The organism is Streptomyces sp. NPDC042002 (genome assembly GCF_055588305.1).
Genome location: NZ_JBVJCT010000031.1, coordinates 30,629 through 55,642, shown reverse-complemented (window position 1 = coordinate 55,642; position 25,014 = coordinate 30,629). Strand labels below are relative to the sequence as shown.

Below are 25,014 nucleotides of genomic sequence, written 5' to 3'. Positions count from 1 at the left end.
ATCAGATCCCTACCGTGAAGCCGTCGGACCAGGTCTGCATCTGCTGCACGATGCCGTCCCAGGCACCGGTGAGCAGGAGCAGGCCGGTCACGATCATCATTCCGCCGCCGATCCGCATCACCCAGGTGTAGTGGCGCTTCACCCAGCCGAACGCGCCGAGCGCCTTGCGGAAGGCGACCGCGGCGAGGACGAAGGGCACTCCCAGACCGAGGCAGTACGCGACGGTCAGTATGGCCCCGCGCCCGGCGCTCGCCTGGTCCATGGAGAGCATGTTGACGGAGGTGAGTGTCGGGCCCAGACACGGCGTCCAGCCGATGCCGAAGAGCGCGCCCAGGACCGGCGCCCCCGCGAGCCCTGTCACCGGCCGCCGGTGGAAGCGGAACTCACGCTGGGTGAGCCAGGGCATCAGCCCCATGAAGAACACGCCCATCGCGATCATCAGCGCGCCGAGGACCTTGCTGAGCGTGCCGTTGTACTCGTGCAGCGTCGAGCCGAAGTACCCGAACAGCGCCCCGCCGGAGACGAACACGGCGGTGAAGCCGAGCACGAACAGACTGGCCCCCGCGACCATCCGTCCCCGTCGGGCCTCCGCCAGATCCGTGCCGCTGACTCCCGTGACGTACGACAGATAGCCGGGCACCAGCGGCAGGACACACGGCGAGAAGAAGGAGACGAGGCCGCCGAGCACGGCGATCGGCAGCGCGACCAGCAGGGCGCCGCTGTAGACCGTGGTGTTCATACCGGTCGGGGCGGCGAGGTTCGTGGACGACAGGAGAAGGGACACGCCGGTCACTTCTCCGCGAGGATGGGGTCGAGCATCTCGTGCAGCTTGTCCTCGCTGAGCGCCTGAAGCGTGCGGGCCGCGATCTTCCCGTCCCGGTCGATGATGAGCGTGGAGGGGATCGTCTGCGGGTTGAGCGTGCCCTTCTTGAACCGGAGCATCAGCTTGCCCGTCGGGTCGTACAGGCTGGGATACGTGACCTTCTGCTCCGTCTCGAAGGCCTTCGCCAGTGAGGTGCTGGCGTCACGCGTGTTGATGCCGACGAACTGCACGCCCTGCCCGGCGGTCTCCTTGGCGACCTTGACGAAGTTCGGCGTCTCGGCGCGGCACGGCGGGCACCAGGAGCCCCACACGTTGAGGACGACGACCTTGCCCTTGTAGTCCGCGACATCGAGCTGCTTGCCGTCGACGGTCTTGCCCGAGAGGTCCGGGGCGGCGTCCCGGGACCCCTTGGCGACGGTGGAGATGCCGTCCTTGCCGGAGATGTAGTTGCTGTTGCCCGCGCCGCCGGAGGTACCGCCGGATCCGCACGCGGACAGCACGAGCGCGGCGACGGCGGCCCCCGCTGCGAACAGGGCGGCGCGGGTGCGGTTCGGGCGCTGGTCTGCGCGGCAGGCGGCACTCATGTGAAAAGTTTCGCATGCCCGTTTCGGGGATCTTCCGCACCCCCCTTGCGGGCGGAAACCCGCATTTCAGGCGGCCTGTCCCCGAAGGAAGGAGTGCCAGCCCCCGTCGGGCTGTTCCGCCACGTCCATCGACTGGAGTTTCGCCAGTACCTCGGGCCGCTGCACGTCCAGCCAGTCCACGAACTGGCGGAAGGAGACCATGCGCACGTCGGCGCCCTTCTCCCTCTGCTGGGCGATGTGGGTGAACACGTGCTCGACGGCGTCCATGTAGATACCGCCGTTCCACTCCTCGAAGTGGTTGCCGATGAAGAAGGGGGCGCGATTCGTCTCGTATGCCCGCTTGAATCCCGCCACGTACGACGCGGACGCCTGGGTGCGCCAGCCCGGGTAGTTGTACGAGGGCGCCCGGGTCGAGGCGACCGACTGGTTGGCGAGGATGTTGTAGTCCATCGAGAGGACCTCGAAGCGGTGCCCGGGGAAGGGCATCGCCTGGAGCGGCAGGTCCCACAGCCCCTCCTTCTTCTGCGGCCAGCGCTGGTCCCCGCCGGGCGAGGAGGCGTCGTAACGCCAGCCGAGCTCCTTGGCGGCGGGCAGCAGGTTGTTCTGGCCGAGCAGACACGGGGTGCGGGCGCCGATGAGCTCCTTCTCGTAGTCGAAGGGCAGCGGGGGCAGGTCGGTCCAGCCCGTGTTGGTGCGCCACTCGGTGACGAAGGACTTGGCCTGGTCGATCTCGCTGCGCCACTGCCGGGGCGTCCAGTTGCCCACCGAGCCGGAGCCGGCGCAGAAGTGGCCGTTGAAGTGGGTGCCGATCTCGTGGCCGTCGAGCCAGGCCTGACGGACCAGCTTCAGGGTGGCCCTGACGTGCTCGTCGCTCAGATAACCGATGTCCGAGGCGCCGACGGGGTTGTTGGGCGGGTCGTACGCGCGCTTCTTCGACTCGGGCAGCAGATACAGCCCGGAGAGGAAGAACGTCATGTGCGCGTCGTTCTTCCTGGCGAGCTGGAGGAAGCGGTCGAAGAGACCGGTGCCGACCTCTCCGGCGCCGTCCCAGGAGAAGACCACGAACTGCGGCGGGGTCTGGCCGGGTTCCAGCGGCACGGGGGCCTGGGGCTGGCGCGGCTGCTTGCCGGTGTAGGCGGTGGAGCCGTCGCCGATGAGACGCGTGATCGGCTTCTTCGGGGCGCCCGGCCGGCCGGTGCCGGCCGTGGGGGAACCGCCGGGATGGCCCGAGGCGTCCTTCCCCTCGGTGGTGCCGCACGCGGCAAGTCCCAGCGCGGCCGCGGCACCCGCGCCGAGGCCGATCATTCCCCTCCGGCTGACGTCCCGCATAGGGTCCTCATTTCATCGCGCCCTCTCAGCTGGCTCTCAGCTGGCATCCCATGAGAGGACACGATGAAGTCGAAGGTTCCGTTTAACGCGCACAGATTTATATGATTTTACGAAGATGAGCCCATTTGGCCCGGGTTCTCCGCTGCGCCCGTCAGGCCCCGAACGCCTTGCCCTTGCCCTTCACCGGCTTGGCGCCCGCGAGGAGATGGGCCGGAACCAGATCGCGCGCGGGCTCGCTGTAGCCCACGGACACGATCTTGTCGCCGCGGTAGGTGAAGGTCGTCAGCGACGCCAGCGTGCACTGCCGCTTGCGCGGGTCGTGCCACAGCCGCCGCTTCTCCGCGTAGCTGCGGACGATCCAGATCGGCAGCTGATGACTCACCAGCACCGCCTCGTGGCCGCGCGCGGCGTCCTTGGCGGCGTCCAGCGCCCCCATCATCCGGACGACCTGGTCGACGTACGGCTCGCCCCAGGACGGCTTGAACGGGTTGACGAGGTGCTTCCAGTTCTCCGGCCGCCGCAGCGCGCCGTCACCGACACCGAAGGTCTTGCCCTGGAAGACGTTGTCGGCCTCGATGAGCCGCCCGTCCGTCGCCAGGTCGAGCCCGTGGGCCTTCGCGATCGGGGTGGCCGTCTCCTGCGCCCGCTCCAGCGGCGAGGCCACGACGTGCGTGACGTCGCGCGAGGTGAGGTGCTCGGCCACCCGGTCGGCCATCCGCCGTCCGAGCTCGGACAGGTGGTACCCGGGCAGCCGCCCGTAGAGCACGCCGTCCGGGTTGGCGACCTCGCCGTGCCGCATCAGGTGGACGACGGTGAGGTCGTCGTTGCCGGTGCTGCCGTTCGTACCGATGCTCTCGCTCATGCCGTGGCCTCCGCCGCTGCCCGCGCCGCCGCCGGAAGGGCGTCGGCGATCCGCTGAACCGCCTGGTCGTCGTGGGCCGTCGACACGAACCACGACTCGAACGAGGACGGCGGCAGATACACGCCCTGCGCCAGCATCGAGTGGAAGAACGCGGTGTAGCGGAAGGACTCCTGCGCCTTCGCGCCCTCGTAGTCGCGCACCTCACGTCCCGTGAAGAAGACGGAGAACATGTTGGAGGCGCTCTGCAGACGGTGGGTCACACCCTCCTTGGTAAGCGCCTCGGTCACCAGCGTCCGGATCCGCTCCGACACCGCGTCGACCTTGTCGTACGCGGCCTCATCGAGCAGCCGCAGCTGCGCGAGCCCGGCGGCGGTGGCGACGGGATTGCCCGAGAGCGTGCCCGCCTGGTAGACCGGCCCGGCCGGCGCGAGGTGCGCCATGACGTCCGCACGGCCACCGAACGCGGCGGCCGGGAAGCCACCGCCCATCACCTTGCCGAAGGTCATCAGGTCGGGGCGTACGCCGTCGATCCCGTACCAGCCGGCCCTGCTGGTGCGGAAGCCGGTCATGACCTCGTCGGAGACGAAGAGGGCGCCGTTCTTCGCGCAGGCGTCCTTGAGGCCCTGGTTGAAGCCGGGCGCGGGAGGCACCACACCCATGTTCCCGGGCGAGGCCTCGGTGATCACACAGGCGATCTCGCCGGGGTGCGCGTGGAAGGCGGCCTGCACGGCTTCGAGGTCGTTGTACGGCAGGACGATGGTGTCGGCGGCCTGGGCGCCGGTGACACCGGGCGTGTCGGGCAGCGCGAAGGTCGCCAGCCCGCTGCCCGCCGCGGCGAGCAGCGAGTCGACGTGCCCGTGGTAGCAGCCGGCGAACTTGACGACCTTCGACCGCCGGGTGAACCCGCGGGCGAGCCGGATGGCCGACATGGTGGCCTCGGTGCCGCTGGAGACGAGCCGGACCTGCTCGACGGGCTCGACGCGGGCGACGATCTCCTCGGCGAGGGCGACCTCTCCCTCACCGGGTGTGCCGAAGGACGTACCGCGCGAGACGGCCTCCTGGACGGCGGCGATGACCTCGGGGTGGGCGTGCCCGAGGATCATCGGACCCCAGGAACAGACGAGGTCGACGTACTCACGGCCGTCGGCGTCGGTCAGGTACGGACCGGTACCGGACACCATGAACCGGGGCGTACCGCCCACGGCGCGGAAGGCGCGCACCGGAGAATTCACGCCACCTGGCGTGACGGCCGTCGCACGGTCGAACAGCGACTGCGAGGCTGGGGCTGCATAGGGATAAGGCAGTTCGGTCATGACCTGCGACGTCTCCGACTCCGGGGGGCTAGTGACCTCCTCAGGGTAGGCCAGGGGCCCAGGGGAGCCGTGAGGGGAAGAACGCGGGGCCGTGAACGGATGAACCCGGCCCGACGTACGGCTCTCCACAGAGGAATGATCCCGGCCATCGCGGAGCCGGTGTGACGGAGCCCGGTACGACAAACGGGTTCGTTCCCCCGGCCATCTGCGAAACTGGGCGACGAACGGACAGCTCACATGAACGACGGTGTTCAGGGGCCGCGAAGATCCCGCGGACAGGTGTTTCGGCGTACGTTTCGGCGTGCGACCGTGGGGGAGGTCACTGTCACGATGATCGGGTTGCGTGGCGGGGGTCTCGCGACTTAGAAAAGCAGTCGGGTGGAGATATGCATCGCGGTGGCGGACTGGGCGAGGGGACCGATGACCTCAACCCTCGGCGTGCCCGGCGGGGGAAGCACCGACGCGAGGCGGAGGAAGCCGCCGGAACAAGAGCGGGACAGGCACAGGGATCGCAGGGTGAGCCCGAGCGGATCGAGCGACTGCGAGCGGAGAGCGGGAATGGTGGCCGGGTGGGGGTGACGTACAAATATTTCGGCGCGCCGGACGGCGCGACGGCGGCCCGGGTCCCGATCTCGATGCGCCCCGAAGAACTCGGCGGCGACGAGCTCGGCATGAACGGCATGTTCACCAAGATCAAGCCGGAGACGATGGCCGCGATGGTCCTCACCGGCATAGAAGGCGTCCCCCTGCACAAGGTGCCGCCGCTCGAACTGGTCGTTCTGCACCCCGACTACGCCGTGGTCAAGCTCCCGATGACCGTCGTCGACCCGCTGCGCGGCATCGGTGAGGAGGCCGTCGGCGCCGCCGCCTTCATCTGGTCCACCGTCCCGGACCGGGGCGGCCCACGCGACGCCTTCAACGTCTACCAGCTCCTGCACGAGTGGCAGGACTTCTCGCACCGCTTGCACGAGGCGGGGCATCAGCCTTATTGCCTGGTGTGGCCCTGAGCCGGGTTCCTCCCGGACCGGGAGACCCGGACGACCGGGTTCCCCTCGGACACGCAGACCCGGACAGGGGCTCCCGGAGGCCGTCGCCCGTCTAGCGGCCGCCCGCGACCCGCAGGACCGCGCCCGTCGTGTACGAGGCGTCGTCCGACAGGAGCCAGGCCACCGCGCCGGAGATCTCCTCCGGCCGGCCCGCGCGGCCCATGGGGACGCCGGCGGCCACCCGGGCCGGGCGCTGCGGGTCCTCGTGGAAGTCGGTCCAGATCACGCCCGGGGCGACGCAGTTCACCCGGATGCCGTCGGCCGCCACCTCCTTGGACAGGCCGATGGTCAGGGCGTCGACGGCCGCCTTCGCCGCGGCGTAGTGGACGTACTCCCCCGGACTGCCGAGGGTCGCCGCGGCGGACGAGATGTTGACGATCGCTCCCCCGCCGGACGCGGTCATCTCCCGTACGGCGCGACGCGCGCAGAGCAGATAGCCGAGGACGTTGACCGCGAGGGCGTCCCGCATGCCCTCGGGGTCGGCGTCGGCCAGTGGCCCGTTGGGTCCGCTGACACCGGCGTTGTTCACCAGCCCGGTGACCGGCCCGAGTTCGGCCGCCGCCGCGTCGAAGAGCCCGTCGACCGCGGCGGGGTCGGAGGTGTCCACGGCCACCGCCAGACAGCGCCGGCCCGCGGCCGTGACGGCGTCCGCCACCGTCTCGGCCGCCGCGCGATCGGACCGGTAGCCGATGACGACGTCATGGCCCTCCAGGGCCAGCCGCCGGCAGACGGCGGCGCCGATACCGCGGCTGCCGCCGGTCACCACCGTGATCTTCCGCCCGTCCCGCATGATCACCTCTCTTGTTCTACGCGAACGGTCAGTGTGCCAGGAGGACCCGCGTTCGGCTCTTGTCGGCCGCGTTCGCTGACGCCTTGAGCCGCCGGAAGACATGACTCATTCATGAATCGCCCATGGCTCCGCCAAGGACAAGAGCCGCCGGGACAGCGGGATCTGACGGAGGGTGGCCCGTGCGGCTCATCCGGGCGGGCAGACGTGTCGCCGCCGATCGGGTCATGTGCGAGGCGCCTCACAGGGCCGCCTGACGCCGAGCACGCGCGCCGAATCAGCAGGTCAGAGCGGCCGGTCCGCCTTCGGACGGTCGTCAGGGCGGCCGACGGGCGGGTCCCCGGCCATGGGCCGGGTGCGCTTCCCAGGTGGTGGGCCGCGCACATCGGCTTGACGGTGGATCACGTCGGGCCGGGTTCTTTTCTGCTGACAAGGGGTCAGCTGCCCGATCCTGACGGAAGGACTCCGAAATGCGATCTGCCCGCACGCTCCTCGCCACCGCGACGGCCACCGCCGCCCTCGCGCTCGCCGCCCCCGGCGCGTACGCCGTCTCGGCCGGCGACTGGGGCCACGACGACTCCTCCTCCTCCTCTTCTTCCTCTTCTTCCTCCTCCTCCAGCAAGGAGCACGAGGACTCCGGATACGGCAAGGAGCACGAAGACTCCGGATACGGCAAGGAGCACGACCAGGACAGCGGCGACCACGGCAAGGGCACCTGGAGCCACGAGAAGCCGGAAGGCGGCGTGCACACCGGCGGCGGTGCGCTGACGTCCGTCAAGACGGACGACTCGTCCAAGGGTGACAAGAAGTACGACCCGGAGACCTACAAGGACAAGGGTTCCTCCAGCTCCGACAGCGGCAGCGGCAGCGGCTCCTGGGACTCCGGGCAGGACAAGGGCTCGTGGGACTCGAGCGGCAAGGAGGACCAGGACAAGCCGCACGGCGGCATGCACACCGGTGGCGGCGGTCTCGCCACGTCGTCGGGCATCACGGCCGGCGGAGTCGGGGTCCTCGGCCTCGCGGCCGCGGGCGTGTACATGCTGCGCCGTAGAAGCGCGCAGGGCGGTGTGGCCTGACCATGCCTGACGACATAGCGGTCCGGGCCGCCGCCCACCCACCCCGTGGCGGCCCGGCCGGTCTCCCCCTCCCACCCCGGCCAGCTCACCCTCTTCCCCTCCCGACCCCCACTCCACTCACCGACCCGTCTCCCGCGGTTCCCGCCGCTCGTCCCGCTCCGGCTTCTCCTGCCACTTCCCCTGCTGCTTCTCCTGCTTCTGCTGCTCTTGCTGGTCCTGCTGTTTCCGTCCAGTCCTTTCCGCTGCCCCGACCCGATGAGGTGGTGCCCGATGGCATCCCGGTTGTCCTCTCCTGCCGAGACCCCGTACATGTCGCCCGAGCGGAACGTCCGGCGTCGTGTGACGTGGGTCGTGTGGTGCGCCGGTGTCGCGGTCCTGCTGGCCACGAACCTGCTCCACCGCCACGACGAACCGTCCGGTCCCTCCCCCACCGCTCCTGCGGCGGCGGCCCCCGCGCCCTCGCACTCGGCCGCGTCCTCCGCCTCGCCCTCGAACGATCGCCCGGCCGGGAAGCATCTCCCGCGGTCCGAGCCGACCCGTCTGCTCATTCCGAAGATCTCGGTCGACGCGCCCTTCACCGAACTCGCCATCGACGACACGGGCAAACTCCAGCCCCCGCCCGCGGGCGACACGAACCTGGTCGGCTGGTACGCCAAGGGCGTCTCCCCCGGTGAGACGGGTGCGGCGATCATCGCCGGACACGTGGACACGACGACCTCCGCCGCCGTGTTCGCCGGTCTCGGCGAGCTGGAGAAGGGAGACAAGTTCAGCGTCGAGCGGTCCGACGGCCGTACGGCGTCCTTCGTCGTCGACAGCGCGGAGACCTTCGCGAAGAACGACTTCCCCGACGACCGGGTGTACGCCGACACTCCCGACGCCGAGGTCCGCCTGATCACCTGCGCCGGCACCTACGACCGCACGGTCAGGGACTACACCGACAACCTGGTGGTCTTCGCCCACCTCGTCTGACCGGGCGGACGTCTGCCTGAACGAACGAAGACACCGCTCACGGCCTCCCGAGGCCGATCAAGAAAGCGGCCCTCACGCCTCGAAGCGGTAGCCCATGCCGGGCTCGGTGATCAGATGGCGCGGGTGGGCGGGGTCCGCCTCCAGCTTCCGTCTGAGCTGGGCCATGTACACCCGCAGGTAGTTGGTCCTGTTGCCGACGGAGACGCCCCACACCTCCTGGAGGAGCCGGCGCTGGGTGATGAGCCGGCCCGGGTTGCAGACCAGGATCTCCAGCAGCTGCCACTCGGTGGGCGTGAGGCGGATGTCCCGCCCGGCGCGGGTCGCCTTCTTGGCGGCCAGGTCGACGGTGAACTGGTCGGTGGTGACCAGAACGGTCTCGGGGGCGAGCGCCGGTGCCTCGGTCCGGCGGACGGCGGCGCGCAGCCGGGCCAGCAGTTCGTCCATGCTGAACGGCTTGGTGATGTAGTCGTCGGCGCCCGCGTCGAGCGCGGCGACCTTCTCGTCGAAGGCCCGGCGCGCGGACAGCACCAGGATCGGTACGCGGGTCCAGCCGCGCAGGGCTTTGATGACCTCCGTGCCGTCCATGTCGGGCAGCCCGAGGTCCAGGAGGACCACATCGGGCCGGCGTGCGGCGGCGATCCGCAGCCCGGTGGTGCCGTCGGGGGCCACGTCGACCCCGTAGCCGCGCGCCTGCATGTTGATCAGGAGCGCCCGTACGAGCCGGCTGTCGTCGTCCACCACGAGCACCCGGGTCATCGGCGTGGGCCTTTCCTGTCGTAGAGCCTTCGAGTGGTGGCCCTTCCGAAACGCCGGGAGAGCCGGGGCGGGGAACAGCGGAGGGGGAACAGTGGAGGGGGAACGGTGACGGCTGACGGCAGCGGCGTGTGTGGCGCGTGAACCGGCCTCACGATCTCGGGAGTTGGCGATTCCGGAGTTCCCCGGGTCGCCAACTCCCGCGCGGTGTGCGTAAGGCCATCAACTCTTCGCCACGAGTGCCTTGAGTGCGATGTTGAGTTCGAGGACGTTGACGCGGGGTTCGCCGATGAAGCCGAGGGTCCGGCCGTCGGTGTGCTCGTCGACCAGCTTCCGCACCTGGGCGACGGGCAGGTGGTTCTTCTCCGCGATCCGGTGGACCTGGATGTCGGCGTACTGCGGGGAGATGTCCGGGTCGAGGCCGGAGCCGGAGGAGGTCACCGCGTCGGCCGGCACCTCGGAGGGCTTGACCGTGTAGCCGTTCACCGAGTTGTCCTTGACGACGGCGGCCTTGGCGTCCTTGACCCACTTGATCAGGTCGGCGTTGTCACCGGAACGGTTGGTGGCGCCGGACAGGATCAGCTTGTACTGGGTGTTGACGCTGTTGGTGCCCAGGCCGTTCTGCGGGCGGCCCTGGAACCACTTCAGGTCGGGCTCCGGGGTCTGCTGGCCCTTCTTCAGCGGCAGGTTGTAGGCCTGCCCGATGAGCGAGGAGCCGACGGCCTTGCCGTCCGCCCTGATCTCCGAGCCGTTCGCCCTGCCGGGGAAGATCCCCTGGGCGACACCGGTGACGGCGAGCGGATACAGCACACCGCACACAACCGTCAGGACGAGCAGCGCTCGCAGGCCGGCCCAGAGCAACCGGCCTGTGTTGGTTACCGAGTTGTTCATGAGGATCAGCACGCTTTCGAGGAGTTACAGCCCGGGGATGAGGGAGATGAGCAGGTCGATGATCTTGATGCCGATGAAGGGGGCGATCAGGCCGCCGAGGCCGTAGATCCCGAGGTTGCGCCGCAGCAGCTTGTCGGCGCTGACCGGGCGGTAGCGCACGCCCCGCAGGGCGAGGGGCACCAGCGCGATGATGATCAGCGCGTTGAAGATGACGGCGGAGAGGATCGCGGAGTCGGGCGAGGACAGGTGCATGATGTTGAGCTTGTCCAGGCCCGGGTAGACCGCGGCGAACAGCGCCGGGATGATCGCGAAGTACTTGGCGACGTCGTTGGCGATGGAGAACGTCGTGAGCGCGCCCCGGGTGATCAGCAGTTGTTTGCCGATCTCGACGATCTCGATGAGCTTGGTGGGGTTGGAGTCCAGGTCCACCATGTTCCCGGCCTCCTTGGCGGCCGAGGTGCCGGTGTTCATGGCCACGCCCACGTCGGCCTGGGCGAGGGCGGGGGCGTCGTTGGTGCCGTCGCCGGTCATCGCGACGAGCTTGCCGCCGGCCTGTTCCCGCTTGATGAGCGCCATCTTGTCCTCGGGGGTCGCCTCCGCGAGGAAGTCGTCGACGCCCGCCTCCTCGGCGATCGCCTTCGCGGTCAGCGGGTTGTCACCCGTGATCATGATGGTCCTGATGCCCATCCGGCGCAGTTCGTCGAACCGCTCCCGCATGCCGTCCTTGACGACGTCCTTGAGGTGGATGACGCCCAGGATCCGGGCGCCCCTGCCGTCATGGACGGCCACGAGCAGCGGGGTGCCGCCGGCCTCGGAGATGCGGTTGGCCAGGGTGTCGGCGTCCGGGGAGACCGTACCGCCGCGCTCCTGGACCCAGGTGATGACCGAACCGGCCGCGCCCTTGCGGATCCTGCGGCCGTCGACGTCCACACCCGACATACGGGTCTGGGCGGTGAAGGCGATCCAGTCGGCGCCCGACAGTTCGCCCTGGTGGCGTTCGCGCAGCCCGTACTTCTCCTTGGCCAGGACCACGATGGAGCGGCCCTCGGGTGTCTCGTCGGCCAGCGAGGACAGCTGGGCGGCGTCGGCGACCTCGGCCTCGGTCGTCCCGGTCACCGGGACGAACTCCGAGGCCTGCCGGTTGCCGAGGGTGATGGTGCCGGTCTTGTCGAGGAGCAGGGTGGAGACGTCACCGGCGGCCTCGACCGCACGGCCCGACATCGCCAGGACATTGCGTTGCACCAGGCGGTCCATTCCCGCGATGCCGATCGCGGAGAGCAGGGCGCCGATGGTGGTCGGGATCAGGCAGACCAGCAGGGCCACCAGGACGACCATCGTCAGGTGCGTGCCGGCGTAGTCGGCGAACGGCGGCAGGGTGGCCACGGCCAGCAGGAACACGATCGTGAGCGAGGCGAGCAGGATGTTCAGGGCGATCTCGTTGGGCGTCTTCTGCCGGGCCGCGCCCTCGACCAGGGCGATCATCCGGTCGATGAACGTCTCGCCGGGCTTCGTCGTGATCTTGATGACGACGCGGTCGGAGAGGACCTTCGTGCCGCCGGTGACGGCCGAGCGGTCGCCGCCGGACTCCCGGATGACCGGGGCCGACTCACCGGTGATGGCCGACTCGTCGACGGACGCGACCCCCTCGACGACGTCACCGTCACCCGGGATGATGTCGCCCGCCTCGCAGACGACCAGGTCACCGATGCGCAGCTCCGTGCCGGGCACCTGCTCCTCGGAGCGGCCGTCCACCGAGAGGCGGCGCGCGACCGTGTCGGTCTTGGCCTTCCTGAGGGTGTCGGCCTGGGCCTTGCCGCGTCCCTCGGCCACCGCCTCCGCGAGGTTGGCGAAGACGACGGTGAGCCACAGCCAGGCGCTGATCGCCCAGCCGAACCAGTCGCCCGGGTCCTTGAAGGAGAACACCGTCGTCAGGACGGAGCCGACCAGGACGACGAACATCACGGGCGACTTGACCATCACCCGCGGGTCGAGCTTGCGGACGGCGTCCGGCAGCGACCTGAGCAGCTGCCTGGCGTCGAACAGGCCCGCGCCGACCTTTCCTTCGTCCTTGTGGCCGGTCGGCACATCACTGTGCGGCGCCCGAGTGGGAGTAGTCGTGGACACAGCGTCCTCTTGGTTGTCTATGCGGGTGGTCATGACGCCAGCCCCTCGGCCAGCGGGCCCAGCGCCAGGGCCGGGAAGTAGGTCAGGCCGGTGATGATCAGGACCGCGCCGACCAGCAGCCCGGTGAACAGCGGCTTCTCCGTGCGCAGGGTGCCCGCGGTCGCCGGGACGGGCTGCTGACCGGCCAGCGAACCGGCCAGCGCGAGGACGAACACCATCGGCAGGAAACGGCCCAGCAGCATGACCAGCCCGATCGTGCTGTTGAACCACTGGGTGTCGGCGTTCAGACCGGCGAACGCCGAGCCGTTGTTGTTGGCGCCCGAGGTGTAGGCGTAGAGGATCTCGGAGAACCCGTGCGCACCGGAGTTGGTCATCGAGTGGCCCGGAGTGGGCAGGGCCATCGCGGCGGCGGTGAAAACCAGCACCAGCGCCGGGGTGATGAGGATGTAGAGGGCCGCGAACTTGATCTCGCGGGTGCCGATCTTCTTGCCCAGGTACTCCGGAGTACGCCCCACCATCAGACCGGCGATGAACACCGCGATGACCGCCATGATCAGCATGCCGTAGAGACCGGATCCGGTACCACCGGGCGCGATCTCGCCCAGCTGCATGCCCAGCATCGTGATGCCGCCGCCGAGTCCGGTGAACGAGGAGTGGAAGGAGTCCACCGCACCCGTCGACGTCAGCGTCGTCGCCACCGCGAAGATCGACGAGCCGCCGACACCGAAACGGGTCTCCTTGCCCTCCATCGCCCCGCCCGCGATGTCGAACGCGGGACCGTGGTGGTGGAACTCGGTCGCCATCATCAGCGCGGTGAAACCGATCCAGATGGTGACCATCGTGGCGAGGATCGCGTAACCCTGCCGGATGCTGCCGACCATCTGACCGAAGGTGCGGGTCAGCGCGAAGGGGATGACCAGCAGCAGGAAGATCTCGAAGAGGTTCGAGAACGGCGTCGGGTTCTCGAAGGGGTGCGCACTGTTGGCGTTGAAGTAACCGCCGCCGTTCGTGCCCACCTCCTTGATCGCCTCCTGCGAGGCCACCGCGCCGCCGTTCCACTGCTGCGAGGTGCCGAAGAACTGGCCCACCGAGTGGATCCCGGCGAAGTTCTGGATGGCGCCGCACGCCACCAGCACGACCGCGGCGACCACCGACAGCGGCAGCAGGATCCGGACCACCCCGCGCACCAGGTCGGACCAGAAGTTCCCCAGCTCACCGGTCCGCGAGCGGGCGAAACCACGGACGAGAGCCACGGCCACCGCGATGCCGACGGCCGCCGAGACGAAGTTCTGCACCGCCAGACCGGCGGTCTGCACGACGTGGCCCATGGCCTGCTCGCCGTAGTACGACTGCCAGTTGGTGTTCGTGACGAACGACGCGGCGGTGTTGAACGCCTGGTCCGGGTCGATGGACCGGAAGCCGAGCGAGCCGGGCAGATGACCCTGCACGCGCTGGAGGACGTAGAGGAACAGGACACTGACGGCGGAGAAGGCGAGGACACCGCGCAGATACGCGGGCCAGCGCATCTGCGCATTCGGGTCGGCGCCGATGCCCTTGTAGATCCACTTCTCGACCCGCAGGTGCTTGTCGGAGGAGTAGACCCGGGCCATGTAGTCGCCGAGGGGACGGTAGGCGAGTGCCAGCGCCGCTATGAGGGCCAGCAACTGGAGCACGCCGGCGAGGACGGGACTCATACCGCCCGCTGCGACAGCAGTCGACGTCACAGTCAGAACCTCTCCGGGAAGACGAGGGCGAGGACGAGATAGCCCAGCAGGGCGACGGCCACGACCAGGCCGACGATGTTCTCGGCGGTCACAGCTTCGTCACCCCCTTGGCGACGAGGGCCACCAGCGCGAACACCGCGATCGTGGTGACGACGAAGGCCACGTCGGCCATCGGGACTCCTAGAAGAGGTTCGGTTTTGAACTGACGCTTAGAGCAAAACGCCTCACCGGCCGGATCCGGCCACCGTTGACGGCTCCCATACGGGGCACGGCGCGCCTTTGACGCATCCCTTACGAGTCGGGGCGGCCGGAGCCGGAGGTGCGGGTCGGGACAGCGGGCCAGGACAGCGCGTCAGGACAGCCGGAACCGCAGGCGGCAGATCACCGCGTCCGTGTCCCTGCGCACCGCGTGGGCGACCACGGCCCCCCGCTGGTTCTGCAGCAGCCGCTGCCACAGCCGCTCGGGCTCGACCTCGGGGATCAGCACGGTGACCCGGGTACCGGGCGCGGCGACCTCGCGTACGTACGCGGCGATGGGGCGCCCCAGGGCGCGGTGCGCTGAGTCGACCCGGACGAGGGGGACTCCCGGGTTCCACAGCTCCCAGGCCGTCTCCAGCGCCGCCGCGTGAGCGCGGTCCTCGGGGTCGGCGTGGCACACGGTCACCGCGCGCACCTCGTCGCCGAGCGAACCGGCGGCGTTCAGCGCCTCACAGGTGAGCCGGGACAGGTTCGACACCGGGACGATCACGACGGACCGGTCGCGGTGCGGCCGCTCGGGGATACGGCCGAGGCCGAGCCGCTCCCCGATCCGCGCGTACGCCCGGTGCACCGTCTCGAAGGCGGCCACCATCAGCGGCACCGCGATCACGATCAGCCAGGCGCCGTCCGCGAACTTGGTCGCGGTCACGACGACGGCGGAGATGCCGGTGAGCACGGCGCCGCATCCGTTGAGGAGGGCCTTGCCCCGCCACCCGCTCCCCCGCTCCGCGCGCCAGTGCCGGACCATGCCGACCTGGGCGACCGTGAAGCCGATGAAGACGCCGATGGCGAACAGCGGCACGAGGGTGTTGGTGTCTCCGCCGGAGAAGACCAGCAGGCCCGCCGAGACGAGAGCCAGCGCGAGCACACCGTGCCGGTGCACCTGGCGGTCGGCCTTGAGGGCGAAGACGTGCGGCAGGTAGTTGTCGCGGGCGAGGAGCTTCAGCAGGACCGGCAGCCCGCCGAAGGAGGTGTTCGCGGAGAGGGCGAGGAGGATCATCGTCGCGAACTGGATGACGTAGAAAGCCCAGTTGTGGCCGAGGGAGGCGTCCGCGAGCTGGGCGAGGACGGTGACGCCGTCGACCGGCTGGAGGTGGAAGCGCGAGATCAGCACGGACAGGCCGATCAGCATCGCGCCGAGGACGGCGCCGAGGGCGACCTCCGCGCGCTGGGCCCGCCTCGCGCGCGGGACGCGGAAGGACGGCACGGCGTTGGCGAGGGCCTCGACGCCGGTGAGGGCGCTGCACCCGGAGGCGAAGGCCTTCAGCAGGAGCAGGGCGCCGACCGTGCCGGCGTTGCCCGCGAGGACGGAGGCGTGGCCCGCGGCGGCGGCCGTGCTGACGGGGGCCGACCGGAAGAGGCCGACGACGATGAGCACGAAGACCGAGCCGACGAACACGGCGGTCGGCACGATGAAGGCCCGCGCGGACTCGACGATGCCGCGCAGGTTCACGCCCGTGACCAGCGCGAGCACGGCGAGGCACATCCACAGCCGGTCGTCGTAGAGGGCGGGGAAGGCCGAGGTCAGGGCGGCCACCCCGGCCGTGACGGCGACGGCCACGTTGAGCACGTAGTCCAGGACGAGCGAGGCCGCCGCGACCAGGCTCGTCCGGGCGCCGAGGTGGGTCCTGGCCACGGCGTACGAGCCGCCGCCGTCCGGGAACGCGGCGATCACCTGCCGGTAGGAGGCGACGAGCACGGCGAGCAGACCGGCGATGGCGAGGGTGACCGGCAGCGTGAAACCGAGGCCGCGCGCACCGGCTGCCGCGAGCACCAGGACGATCGCCTCGGGGCCGTACGCCACCGACGCCATCGCGTCCAGGGAGAGGGCGGCCAGGCCGGTGACGGCGGTGAGCCGGTGGCGCTCGCCGGTATCCGGGGGTTCCTCGTCGGCGGGGGCGGCACCGGGGGTGGCGGTCAGGACGGACACGGGGCGGGTGCTCCTCGGCTCGGGGCGCGGCCCCTCATGGGGCGTTCGCGTAAGGAGCCGCACACGCGGGGAGGCGGTGTGCGGCTGCGCCCAGGTTGTTCCCCGCCGCGGCCCCGCTTGAGCACCCCTTGCGGGATCTTCGCGCCGATCTCTCCCTCCTTGACGCAACGTTGACGCCACGGCTCATCAAAGACCCGTCAAGGCACACCGCTTCCGGTTCCGCGGTTCACTACCGTCGGACGTATGGAACGCCGCGACGATCCGTGCGAAGCGGCCGAGGTGCCCCCTCCGGCCGAGGAGGTCGCGCACGACCTTCTCTGGGCCCATGACCTGCGCAGTTCGCTGCGCTGCGCGGGCGCGCTCCTCGCCCTCCTCGTACTGATCGACGGGGTCGCGGGCACCCTCACCGGCCTGCGCGCCCTGCTGTGGTTCACGCTCGCCGCGCTGCTCTTCCTGGTCCTGTGCCCCACCCGGATCGCCGCGGGCGAGGGGTGGCTGACCTCGCGCGGGCCGCTCGGCACCCGGCGGGTGCGCACCGACCGTCTGGTGTCGGTGCGCTGCCTGGACGGCGTCGGACAACGGCTCGTGCTGCGCGACGCCCTCGGCGCGCGCCTGGAGATCGACCCGCGCGTCCTGGCCGCCAGCCCGGCGCTGTGGCACCGCCTGGACGAGGACGCCCGGGTCTCCGCGCTGCGCGGCTCCCTCACCTGCGGGGAGACGGCGCTGCGCCGCGTGTCGGAGCGCATCGACCGGGAGACGGCACGGACGGTGTTCAAGGTGTCGGGGCTGGACTGAGTGTCGGGTCCGCCCGCCCCTCCTCTTCCGGATTACCCTCCGCCCGTGCTCAACGTGACGGAGATCCTCAAACGCCTGGTGATCGGCCGGGCGATGCGCAGCGAGGAACTGACCGAGACGCTGCTGCCCAAACGGCTGGCGCTGCCGATCTTCGCCTCCGACCCGCTGTCGTCCGTGGCGTACGCGACGCAGGAGATCCTGCTCGTCCTCACCCTCGGCGGACTGGCGTATCTGCACTTCACGCCGTGGATCGCGGGCGCGGTGGTGGCACTGATGGCCATCGTGGTGCTGTCGTACCGGCAGGTGGTGCACGCCTATCCGAGCGGCGGCGGCTCCTTCGAGGTCGCGTCGACGAACCTGGGCCCCTCGACCGGTCTCGTCGTCGCCGCCTCGCTCCTGGTCGACTACGTCATGACGGTCGCCGTCTCGGTCGCCTCCGGCGTCGACAACATCATCTCGGCGATCCCCGGACTCGCTCACGAACGCGTCCCGATGGCGCTCGTCTTCGTGGCCCTCCTCGCGGCCGTCAACCTGCGCGGGGTGCGCGAGTCGGGGCGGGCCTTCGCCGCGCCGACGTACCTGTTCATCGGCGGTGTGCTGGTCATGGTGGTCACCGGCTTGATCCGGTACGCCCTCGGGGACGCGCCGGTCGCCGAGAGCGCCGCCTACGGTGTCACGCCGGACCCCGCCGACGCGCACCTGACGGGCCTGGCCCTGGTGATGCTGGTGCTGCGCGCGTTCTCCTCCGGCTGTACGGCGCTGACCGGCGTGGAGGCGATCTCCAACGGCGTACCGGCGTTCCGCAAGCCCAAGTCGCGCAACGCGGCCACCACGCTGGCGGCGATGGGCAGTCTCGCGATCGTCATGTTCGTCGGCGTCACCACGCTGGCGCTGGTCTCGAAAGTGCACATCACCGACGACGCGTGCCGGCTCACCGGGCTGAGCGGCGACTGCGCCTCCTACACACAGCGCACGGTCATCGCACAGGTCGCGGCGGCCGTGTTCGGCGGGGAGCACAGCTTCGGCTTCTACTTCATCCAGGCGGCGACGGCTCTCGTCCTGGTCCTGGCCGCGAACACGGCCTTCAACGGCTTCCCCTCACTGTCCTCGATCCTCGCCCAACACCGCTATCTGCCACGCCAGTTGCACAACCGTGGCGACCGACTGGCCTTCTCCAACGGCATCTTGGCCCTCGCGATCGTCGCGGGCCTGCTGCTGTGGGGTTACAAGGCCAACGTCACCAGCCTCATCCACCTCTACATCCTCGGCGTGTTCACCGCTTTCACGCTCTCCCAGCTCGGCATGGTGCGGCACTGGAACCGTGCGCTGCGCGGCGAACCCGACGTGACCGTGCGCCGGCGTCACCAGACAGCCCGCATGATCAACGCGGTGGGCGCGGTCGTCACCGGACTCGTCCTCCTCATCGTCCTGACCACCAAGTTCACCCAGGGCGCGTGGCTGGCCGTCCTCGCGGCGGCAGTGCTGTGGGTGACGATGCGCGCGATCAGGCGCCATTACGACAGGACGGCGGCGGAGCTGGCGGTGACCGACCCGCACGGTGAACTCGTGCCGCCCAGCCGGGTGTTCGCGATCGTGCTCGTGTCCACACTGCACAAGCCGACGCTGCGGGCCCTCGCCTACGCGCACGCCACCCGCCCCGACCGGTTGGAGGCACTGACGGTCTCCGTCGACCCGGACGAGACCGCCGAGTTGCGCAGGCGCTGGGAGGAGTACGGCATCGACGTACCGCTGAAGATCGTCGACTCCCCCTACCGCGAGATCACCAAGCCGGTCGTCGGGTACGTGCGCGCGGTGCGCCGCGACAGCCCGCGCGACATCGTCGCCGTCTTCGTCCCCGAGTACGTCGTCGGTCACTGGTGGGAGAACCTCCTCCACAACCAGTCCGCGCTGTGGCTCAAGAGCCGGCTTCTCTTCACCCCGGGCGTGATGGTGACGAGCGTGCCCTGGCAGCTCAGCTCCTCGGTCCACGCCGACCGGCCGGCGGCCCGCGCGGCGGGGTCCGTCCGCCGGGGGGAGCCGCCGCCGGTGCCTCCCCGGCCACGGAGCCGGTAGCCGCGGGCCCGGTCGAAGACGAAGGCGCCCATCACCCCGGCCGGGACCCGTGACAGCGCCCGGACACCGCCAGGACACCGACACTGCCTTGACGGGCCCTGGCCCGATGGGGCGAAAGAGGTGTGCCGGGAAGCCTGGTCGGCGGGGAGCCACACGGGCTCCTCGGGGAACCCCGAGGGTTTCCCCGAGTGACCAGGGGGACGGCGTGCGCGGTGTGGGAACGGTCCTGGCTCTGGTCGTCCTCGCCACCCTGGTGGCGACGTTCGCCCGCCGGTGACGCATCCCCGCCCCCTCCCTGCTCGTCGTCGCGGGCCTCGCCGTCGCCCTGCTGCCCGGCACCCCGCGGATCGGGATCGATCCCGGGATCATCGGGCTCGTCGTCCTGCCGCCGCTGCTGTACGCGAGCGCCGAGGAACTCTCCTGGCGCGAACCGCGCGCGGTATGGAAGCCGGTCGGAGTCCTGTCCACAGGGCTGGTACCGGCCTCGGCGGCGGCGGTGGCCTGGGTCGCCTCGCTCGTCGCACCGCTGTCGTGGCCGACGGCCTTCGTCCTCGGCGCGGTCCTCGCCAGCACCGACCCGGTGGCGGTCACCGCCCTCGGCAGACGGCTCGCGCTGCCGCCCAGGGTGCAGGTCCTCGTCCAGGCGGAGAGCCTCTTCAACGACGCCACGTCACTGGTGCTCTTCCGGGTGGCGGTGAGCATCGCCGTGGCGACGTCCGGCGTGGGCCGGGCCTGGCCGCTGTACGCGCTCGCGGTGGCGGGCACCCTCGTCGCCGTACGCCTGCTGTGGCTGGTGCCGCTGTCGGCGAGGCGGTCGAGGGCGTCGTCGAGGCGGGCCGTCAGGCCGCGGCGCAGCCGGTCGAGGACGACGTCGGGTACGGCCTCGCCGAACCCGCCGACGCCACCACCGCCACCACCGGAACCGAGTCCGCCGACGTCGTCCACCGGCAACTGCGCCGCGACCCGATCGCCGTCGAGGGGGCCGAACTCCAGGCCCTGTACGACGAACACAGCATCAGCGACACCACCCGCAGGCGGTTGCGGCGGTCCCAGGACCTGGAGGAGGCCAGGCTGGCCGACACCTGAACCGGAGCCCGCGACTCCACCTCTTGGCGCTCCCGTGATGCGCGACCAGCCGGTCTTAACGCAAGCTTGACGCCTGGGGCCCCCTGGACGCGTGGGCCCAGGGATCACTCTCTGCATACGCTGATGGACGCCGTCTCCTCGATGGCCGGAACCGTTCGAAGAGCCGTACGTCAGGAGAGTCACCGATATGGCCAGCACCGAGCCCGCCCCGCCGAGCCGCTTGCGGGCGTGGATGCTGGAAGGCCTGTCCGACATGGGCAAGACCAAGGGCCGCCAACTGCCGGGCCCGGCCCAGCCCGCCCCCGTGCACAAGGGGCAGCGCTGGTGGCGCGTCATGTGCCTGACCGGCGTCGACTACTTCTCCACCCTCGGCTACCAGCCGGGCATCGCCGCCCTCGCGGCCGGACTGCTGTCCCCCGTGGCGACCGTCGTGCTCGTCATCGTCACCCTGGCGGGCGCACTGCCCGTCTACCGCCGGGTCTCGGAGGAGAGCCCGCACGGCGAGGGCTCCATCGCGATGCTGGAACGCCTGCTCTCCTTCTGGAAGGGCAAGCTGTTCGTCCTCACCCTGCTGGGCTTCGCCGCCACCGACTTCCTGATCACCATCACCCTCTCGGCGGCCGACGCCTCCACCCACCTGGTGGAGAACCCCCATCTGAACAGCGCGCTGCACGACAAGCAGATGGTGATCACCCTGTTCCTGGTGGCCCTGCTGGGCGCGGTCTTCCTCAAGGGCTTCCTGGAGGCGATCGGCGTCGCGGTGGTGCTGGTGGGCATCTACCTCGCCCTCAACGTCGTGGTCGCCGTCTCGGGAGTCTGGGAGGTGGCCACCCACGAGCACCTCGTCACGGACTGGACCACCGCGCTGACCGCCGAACACGGGAACGTCTTCGCCATGATCGGGGTGTCCCTGCTGGTCTTCCCGAAACTCGCGCTCGGCCTGTCCGGCTTCGAGACCGGAGTCGCGGTCATGCCGCACGTCGAGGGCGAGGCCAGCGACACCGAGCAGAAGCCGGCCGGACGGATCCGCGGCGCGAAGAAGCTGCTGACCACCGCCGCCGTGATCATGAGCGTCTTCCTGATCGTCACCAGCTTCATCACCACCGTGCTGATCCCGCCGAAGGAGTTCCAGCCGGGGGGCCAGGCCAACGGCCGCGCCCTCGCCTACCTGGCCCACGAGTACCTCGGCAACGCCTTCGGCACGGTCTACGACGTCTCCACGATCTGCATCCTGTGGTTCGCCGGCGCCTCCGCCATGGCCGGGCTCCTCAACCTCATGCCGCGCTATCTCCCGCGCTACGGCATGGCCCCGCACTGGGCCCGCGCCGTCCGCCCCATGGTGATCGTCTTCACCCTGATCGCGTTCCTGGTCACCTGGATCTTCGACGCCGACGTCGACGCGCAGGGCGGCGCGTACGCGACCGGTGTCCTCGTCCTGATCAGCTCCGCCGCCATCGCCGTCACCATCGCCGCCCACAAGGCCGGCCAGAAGCACTGGACCATCGGCTTCGCCGTCATCTCGGCCGTCTTCCTCTACACGACCGTCGTCAACGTCATCGAGCGCCCCGACGGTGTGAAGATCGGCGCCTGCTTCATCGCCGGCATCATCCTCGTCTCCCTGCTCTCCCGGCTCGCCCGCGCCTTCGAGCTGCGGGTGACCAGCATGACCATGGACGACATGGCCGAACGGTTCGTACGGGACATCGCGAGCCGGCGGATCCGGTTCGTCGCCAACGAGCCCGACAAGCGCGACGTCGCCGAGTACCGCGAGAAGATCGAGCAGATCCGCGCCGACCACGACCTCCCGGCCCAGGAGGACTTCGTCTTCCTGGAGGTCACCGTGGGCGACCCCTCGGAGTTCGAGTCGGTGATGAGCGTACGCGGCGAGGTGCTGCACGGCCGCTACCGCGTCCTCACCCTGGAGTCCGCCTCCATCCCCAACGCCCTCGCCGCCCTGCTGCTGTACGTCCGCGACACCACGGGCCGCATCCCGCACATCTACTTCGAGTGGACCGAGGGCAACCCCTTCACCAACTTCCTGCGTTTCTTCCTCTTCGGCCAGGGCGAGGTCGCGCCCGTCACCCGGGAGGTCCTGCGCGAGGCCGAGCCCGACCGCGCACGACGGCCGCGGGTGCACGTCGGCTGAGCCCGGCCCGCCCCGGCCGACGCAGACCCGGGACCTTTCCGGGCACGTCCGACACACCGGAAAGGGGTGAGAGGCCGGTAAGAAGGCCCTTCGCGGACCCGCTCACCAGGTCGCATGCCGCCAACGGCTTGGCAGACTGGTCGGGTGCCCCAGAACGTACTGCTCGCCGAGGACGACCGCGCCATCCGCCATGCCCTGGAAAGGGCACTGACACTGGAGGGCTACCAGGTGACGGCCGTGGCCGACGGGGTGGAAGCGCTGGCCCAGGCCCACCGCACCCCACCGGACGTCCTCGTCCTCGACGTCATGATGCCCGGCATCGACGGCCTCCAGGTGTGCCGCGTACTGCGCGCCGAGGGCGACCGCACCCCGATTCTGATGCTCACCGCGCTCGTCGAGACCGCCGACCGCATCGCCGGCCTCGACGCGGGAGCCGACGACTACGTGGTCAAGCCGTTCGACGTCGAGGAGGTCTTCGCCCGGCTGCGCGCCCTGCTGCGCCGCACCGGGAACGGCGCCTTCGACGAGGCGCCGGCGCCCGCGCCCCGGGAACCCCAGACGTCCAGCGCGCAGATCTCGGCGGCCGGGCTGCGCATGGACATCCAGGCACGCCGGGCCTGGCGCGGGCAGCGCGAGCTGGAACTGACCCGGACCGAGTTCGAGCTCCTCGAACTGCTGGTCCGCAACGCGGGCATCGTCCTCGACCACTCCACCATCTACGACCGGATCTGGGGCTACGACTTCGGCCCCGGTTCCAAGAACCTCGCCGTGTACGTGGGGTATCTGCGGCGCAAGCTCGACGAGCCGGGCGGACCGGCGCTGATCCACACCGTGCGGGGCGTGGGGTACGTCCTGAGGGAGGACTGAGTGCAACGACGGCTGCGGCAGGTGTCCTCCCTGCGGGCCACCTTCACCGTGTCCTTCGCGGCCGTCGCCGCCGCCGTCACGGTCCTGGTCGGATTCCTGAGCTACGACGCCGCCGCCCGGCTGGTGCGGGTCGACCAGCAGACGGTGTTCGCCGAGGTGGTGCAGGACCTGCGGGACCAGGTGCGCGAGCACCCGCTGCACACGAGCGACTTCGCCTCCTCCGACCCCGACCACGACGGGCCCCTCGACGACATCATCCGGCCCAGCCGCACCGACGTCCAGGTGCTCGGCCCCAAGGGCGTGATCGTCGACCACGGAGTGCCGCCCCTGCCGGTGGACAGCCACGACCGGGCGATCTCGGACGACGGCAAGGCGGGCAAGCTGGAGCAGCACAAGGACGTCAGCGTCGTCGGCGACCGCTACCGGCTGGCGACCGTCTCGCTCGGCGGCGGACGGGGCGCGGTGCAGGTCGCCCAGCAGTTCAGCGACACCGAGGATCTGCTCCGGGTGCTCCAGCAGCGGACCGTGGTGCTCGTCGGGGCTGTCGTGATCGCCGCGGGACTCTTCGGCTGGTGGCTGGCCCGGCGCATCACCCGGCGCCTGGTGCGGCTCGCCGGGGCCGCCGAGGACGTGGCGCGCACCGGTCGTCTCGGCATCCAGGTGCCGGTCACCGGGTACGACGAGGTGGCCCGGCTCGGCCGGTCCTTCGACCGGATGCTCGGCCGCCTCGCCCAGTCCGAGGAGGACCAGCGCCGGCTGGTCCAGGACGCCGGACACGAACTCCGTACGCCGCTGACCTCCCTGCGTACGAACATCTCGATGCTCCGCAGGATCGACGAGCTGCCGCCCGACGCCCGTGAGGAGATCGTCGCCGACCTGGCCCTGGAGTCCCGGGAACTGACCGACCTGGTCAACGAACTGGTCGCCCTCGCGGCCGGCCAGTCGGACACCGAGCCCGTACGGCGACTCGACCTCGCCGACCTCGCCGAGGACGTCGCGATCGTCGCGCGCCGCCGCACCGGCCGGGACGTCACCGTCCGGGCCGCCGGCGACACCGAGGTCGACGGCCGCCCGAGCGCCCTGCAGCGCGCGGTCTCGAACCTCGTGGAGAACGCCACCAAGTTCGACCGGGGCGGAACGGCTCCGATCGAGGTCGTGGTGACGGGCCCCGCCCCGCAGCCCGGCGGCGGGCACGCCGGTGACCCGGGCATCGGCGCGAACTCGGGCGGCCGTCACAGGCCGGTCCGCGTCGAGGTCCTCGACCGCGGCCCCGGCATCGGCGACGACGACCTCGTACGCGTCTTCGACCGCTTCTACCGCGCCGCCGACGCCCGCAGCCTCCCCGGCTCGGGCCTCGGCCTCTCGATCGTCCGCGAGGTCTCCACGGCCCACGGAGGAACCCCGTTCGCCTACCCGAGAAAGGGCGGCGGCACGGTGATCGGCTTCACGGTGGAAAGCTAGACCGCGCCTGCGGGCGCAGAATCCAGCCCCTGCACCCCGCCCTTTCGGCCACAGGCCAGAATTCGGTTTCCCTGCCCCACCTTTCGACCGCGGGACAGCATTCAGCCCCTCCGGTCC

21 protein-coding genes and 1 pseudogene are annotated in these 25,014 nt (G+C 70.3%); 10 read left to right on the top strand and 12 right to left on the bottom strand.

What is annotated here, in order from left to right; genetic code table 11:
* Position 1: 1 nt before the first annotated feature.
* From ACZ6KY_RS32200 to hemL, 5 genes are all read right to left on the bottom strand, one after another.
* Positions 2-739 (bottom strand): cytochrome c biogenesis CcdA family protein, encoded by a 738-nt coding sequence (locus tag ACZ6KY_RS32200; RefSeq protein ID WP_469313828.1) that lies wholly within the window; start codon positions 737-739, stop codon positions 2-4.
* A 50-nt stretch (positions 740-789) separates the two neighbouring features.
* Positions 790-1,407, bottom strand: coding sequence for a TlpA family protein disulfide reductase (locus ACZ6KY_RS32195; protein WP_469313790.1), 618 nt, complete (start codon positions 1,405-1,407; stop codon positions 790-792).
* A gap of 66 nt (positions 1,408-1,473) precedes the next feature.
* Positions 1,474-2,736 carry a polysaccharide deacetylase family protein gene (locus ACZ6KY_RS32190; protein WP_469313789.1) on the bottom strand — a complete coding sequence of 421 codons (1,263 nt, stop codon included), beginning with the start codon at positions 2,734-2,736 and terminating at the stop codon, positions 1,474-1,476.
* Between the two features lie 151 nt (positions 2,737-2,887).
* A complete protein-coding gene (locus ACZ6KY_RS32185; protein WP_469313788.1) occupies positions 2,888-3,598 on the bottom strand; it encodes a histidine phosphatase family protein in 711 nt (236 codons plus the stop codon).
* Positions 3,595-4,911 (bottom strand): glutamate-1-semialdehyde 2,1-aminomutase, encoded by a 1,317-nt coding sequence (gene hemL, locus ACZ6KY_RS32180; RefSeq protein WP_469313787.1) that lies wholly within the window; start codon positions 4,909-4,911, stop codon positions 3,595-3,597. The genes ACZ6KY_RS32185 and hemL overlap by 4 nt, the downstream gene beginning before the upstream one ends.
* Before the next feature lie 386 nt (positions 4,912-5,297).
* Between hemL and ACZ6KY_RS32175 the strand changes: the two genes are divergently transcribed.
* Positions 5,298-5,918, top strand: a complete 621-nt coding sequence (locus ACZ6KY_RS32175) for a hypothetical protein (protein ID WP_467759640.1) — start codon at positions 5,298-5,300, stop codon at positions 5,916-5,918.
* A 91-nt stretch (positions 5,919-6,009) separates the two neighbouring features.
* On the opposite strand, the gene ACZ6KY_RS32170 is transcribed toward ACZ6KY_RS32175, so the two are convergent.
* Positions 6,010-6,747: an SDR family NAD(P)-dependent oxidoreductase gene (locus tag ACZ6KY_RS32170; protein ID WP_469313786.1), complete on the bottom strand. Its 738-nt coding sequence runs from the start codon at positions 6,745-6,747 to the stop codon at positions 6,010-6,012.
* Positions 6,748-7,214: 467 nt separating this feature from the next.
* On the opposite strand from ACZ6KY_RS32170, the gene ACZ6KY_RS32165 reads away from it, so the two are divergent.
* Both ACZ6KY_RS32165 and ACZ6KY_RS32160 read left to right on the top strand, forming a co-directional pair.
* A complete protein-coding gene (locus tag ACZ6KY_RS32165; RefSeq protein ID WP_469313785.1) occupies positions 7,215-7,820 on the top strand; it encodes a hypothetical protein in 606 nt (201 codons plus the stop codon).
* Positions 7,821-8,090: 270 nt separating this feature from the next.
* Entirely contained in the window at positions 8,091-8,789 is a 699-nt protein-coding gene (locus ACZ6KY_RS32160; protein WP_469313784.1) for a class F sortase, read from the top strand.
* A gap of 72 nt (positions 8,790-8,861) precedes the next feature.
* On the opposite strand, the gene ACZ6KY_RS32155 is transcribed toward ACZ6KY_RS32160, so the two are convergent.
* The 6 genes from ACZ6KY_RS32155 to ACZ6KY_RS32130 form a co-directional block, all read right to left on the bottom strand.
* Entirely contained in the window at positions 8,862-9,545 is a 684-nt protein-coding gene (locus ACZ6KY_RS32155) for a response regulator (RefSeq protein ID WP_469313783.1), read from the bottom strand.
* Positions 9,546-9,764: 219 nt separating this feature from the next.
* Entirely contained in the window at positions 9,765-10,433 is a 669-nt protein-coding gene (locus tag ACZ6KY_RS32150; protein WP_469313782.1) for a potassium-transporting ATPase subunit C, read from the bottom strand.
* Positions 10,434-10,457: 24 nt separating this feature from the next.
* Positions 10,458-12,590 carry a potassium-transporting ATPase subunit KdpB gene (gene kdpB / locus ACZ6KY_RS32145; RefSeq protein WP_469313781.1) on the bottom strand — a complete coding sequence of 711 codons (2,133 nt, stop codon included), beginning with the start codon at positions 12,588-12,590 and terminating at the stop codon, positions 10,458-10,460.
* Positions 12,587-14,251: a potassium-transporting ATPase subunit KdpA gene (kdpA, locus tag ACZ6KY_RS32140; RefSeq protein ID WP_469313827.1), complete on the bottom strand. Its 1,665-nt coding sequence runs from the start codon at positions 14,249-14,251 to the stop codon at positions 12,587-12,589. Before kdpA ends, kdpB begins: the two co-directional genes overlap by 4 nt.
* A 32-nt stretch (positions 14,252-14,283) precedes the next feature.
* Positions 14,284-14,373, bottom strand: a complete 90-nt coding sequence (gene kdpF / locus ACZ6KY_RS32135) for a K(+)-transporting ATPase subunit F (protein ID WP_033264828.1) — start codon at positions 14,371-14,373, stop codon at positions 14,284-14,286.
* Positions 14,374-14,633: 260 nt separating this feature from the next.
* Positions 14,634-16,469, bottom strand: coding sequence for an APC family permease (locus ACZ6KY_RS32130; RefSeq protein ID WP_469313780.1), 1,836 nt, complete (start codon positions 16,467-16,469; stop codon positions 14,634-14,636).
* 243 nt (positions 16,470-16,712) lie between these two features.
* On the opposite strand from ACZ6KY_RS32130, the gene ACZ6KY_RS32125 reads away from it, so the two are divergent.
* From ACZ6KY_RS32125 to ACZ6KY_RS32095, 7 genes and pseudogenes are all read left to right on the top strand, one after another.
* The gene (locus ACZ6KY_RS32125) at positions 16,713-17,264 is read left to right on the top strand and encodes a hypothetical protein (protein ID WP_469313779.1); all 552 of its coding nucleotides are present in this window, start codon (positions 16,713-16,715) and stop codon (positions 17,262-17,264) included.
* A 93-nt stretch (positions 17,265-17,357) separates the two neighbouring features.
* The gene (locus tag ACZ6KY_RS32120) at positions 17,358-19,337 is read left to right on the top strand and encodes an APC family permease (RefSeq protein ID WP_469313826.1); all 1,980 of its coding nucleotides are present in this window, start codon (positions 17,358-17,360) and stop codon (positions 19,335-19,337) included.
* A gap of 280 nt (positions 19,338-19,617) precedes the next feature.
* Positions 19,618-20,097 (top strand): annotated as a pseudogene (locus ACZ6KY_RS32115) (cation:proton antiporter domain-containing protein); the annotation flags it as partial.
* Positions 20,098-20,123: 26 nt separating this feature from the next.
* The gene (locus ACZ6KY_RS32110; protein WP_469313778.1) at positions 20,124-20,423 is read left to right on the top strand and encodes a hypothetical protein; all 300 of its coding nucleotides are present in this window, start codon (positions 20,124-20,126) and stop codon (positions 20,421-20,423) included.
* A gap of 187 nt (positions 20,424-20,610) precedes the next feature.
* Positions 20,611-22,569, top strand: a complete 1,959-nt coding sequence (locus tag ACZ6KY_RS32105) for an APC family permease (protein WP_469313777.1) — start codon at positions 20,611-20,613, stop codon at positions 22,567-22,569.
* A gap of 144 nt (positions 22,570-22,713) precedes the next feature.
* Complete coding sequence (locus ACZ6KY_RS32100; protein ID WP_469313776.1) at positions 22,714-23,436, top strand: response regulator transcription factor; 723 nt, start codon at positions 22,714-22,716, stop codon at positions 23,434-23,436.
* Complete coding sequence (locus ACZ6KY_RS32095; RefSeq protein WP_469313775.1) at positions 23,437-24,897, top strand: sensor histidine kinase; 1,461 nt, start codon at positions 23,437-23,439, stop codon at positions 24,895-24,897.
* Positions 24,898-25,014: the final 117 nt, after the last annotated feature.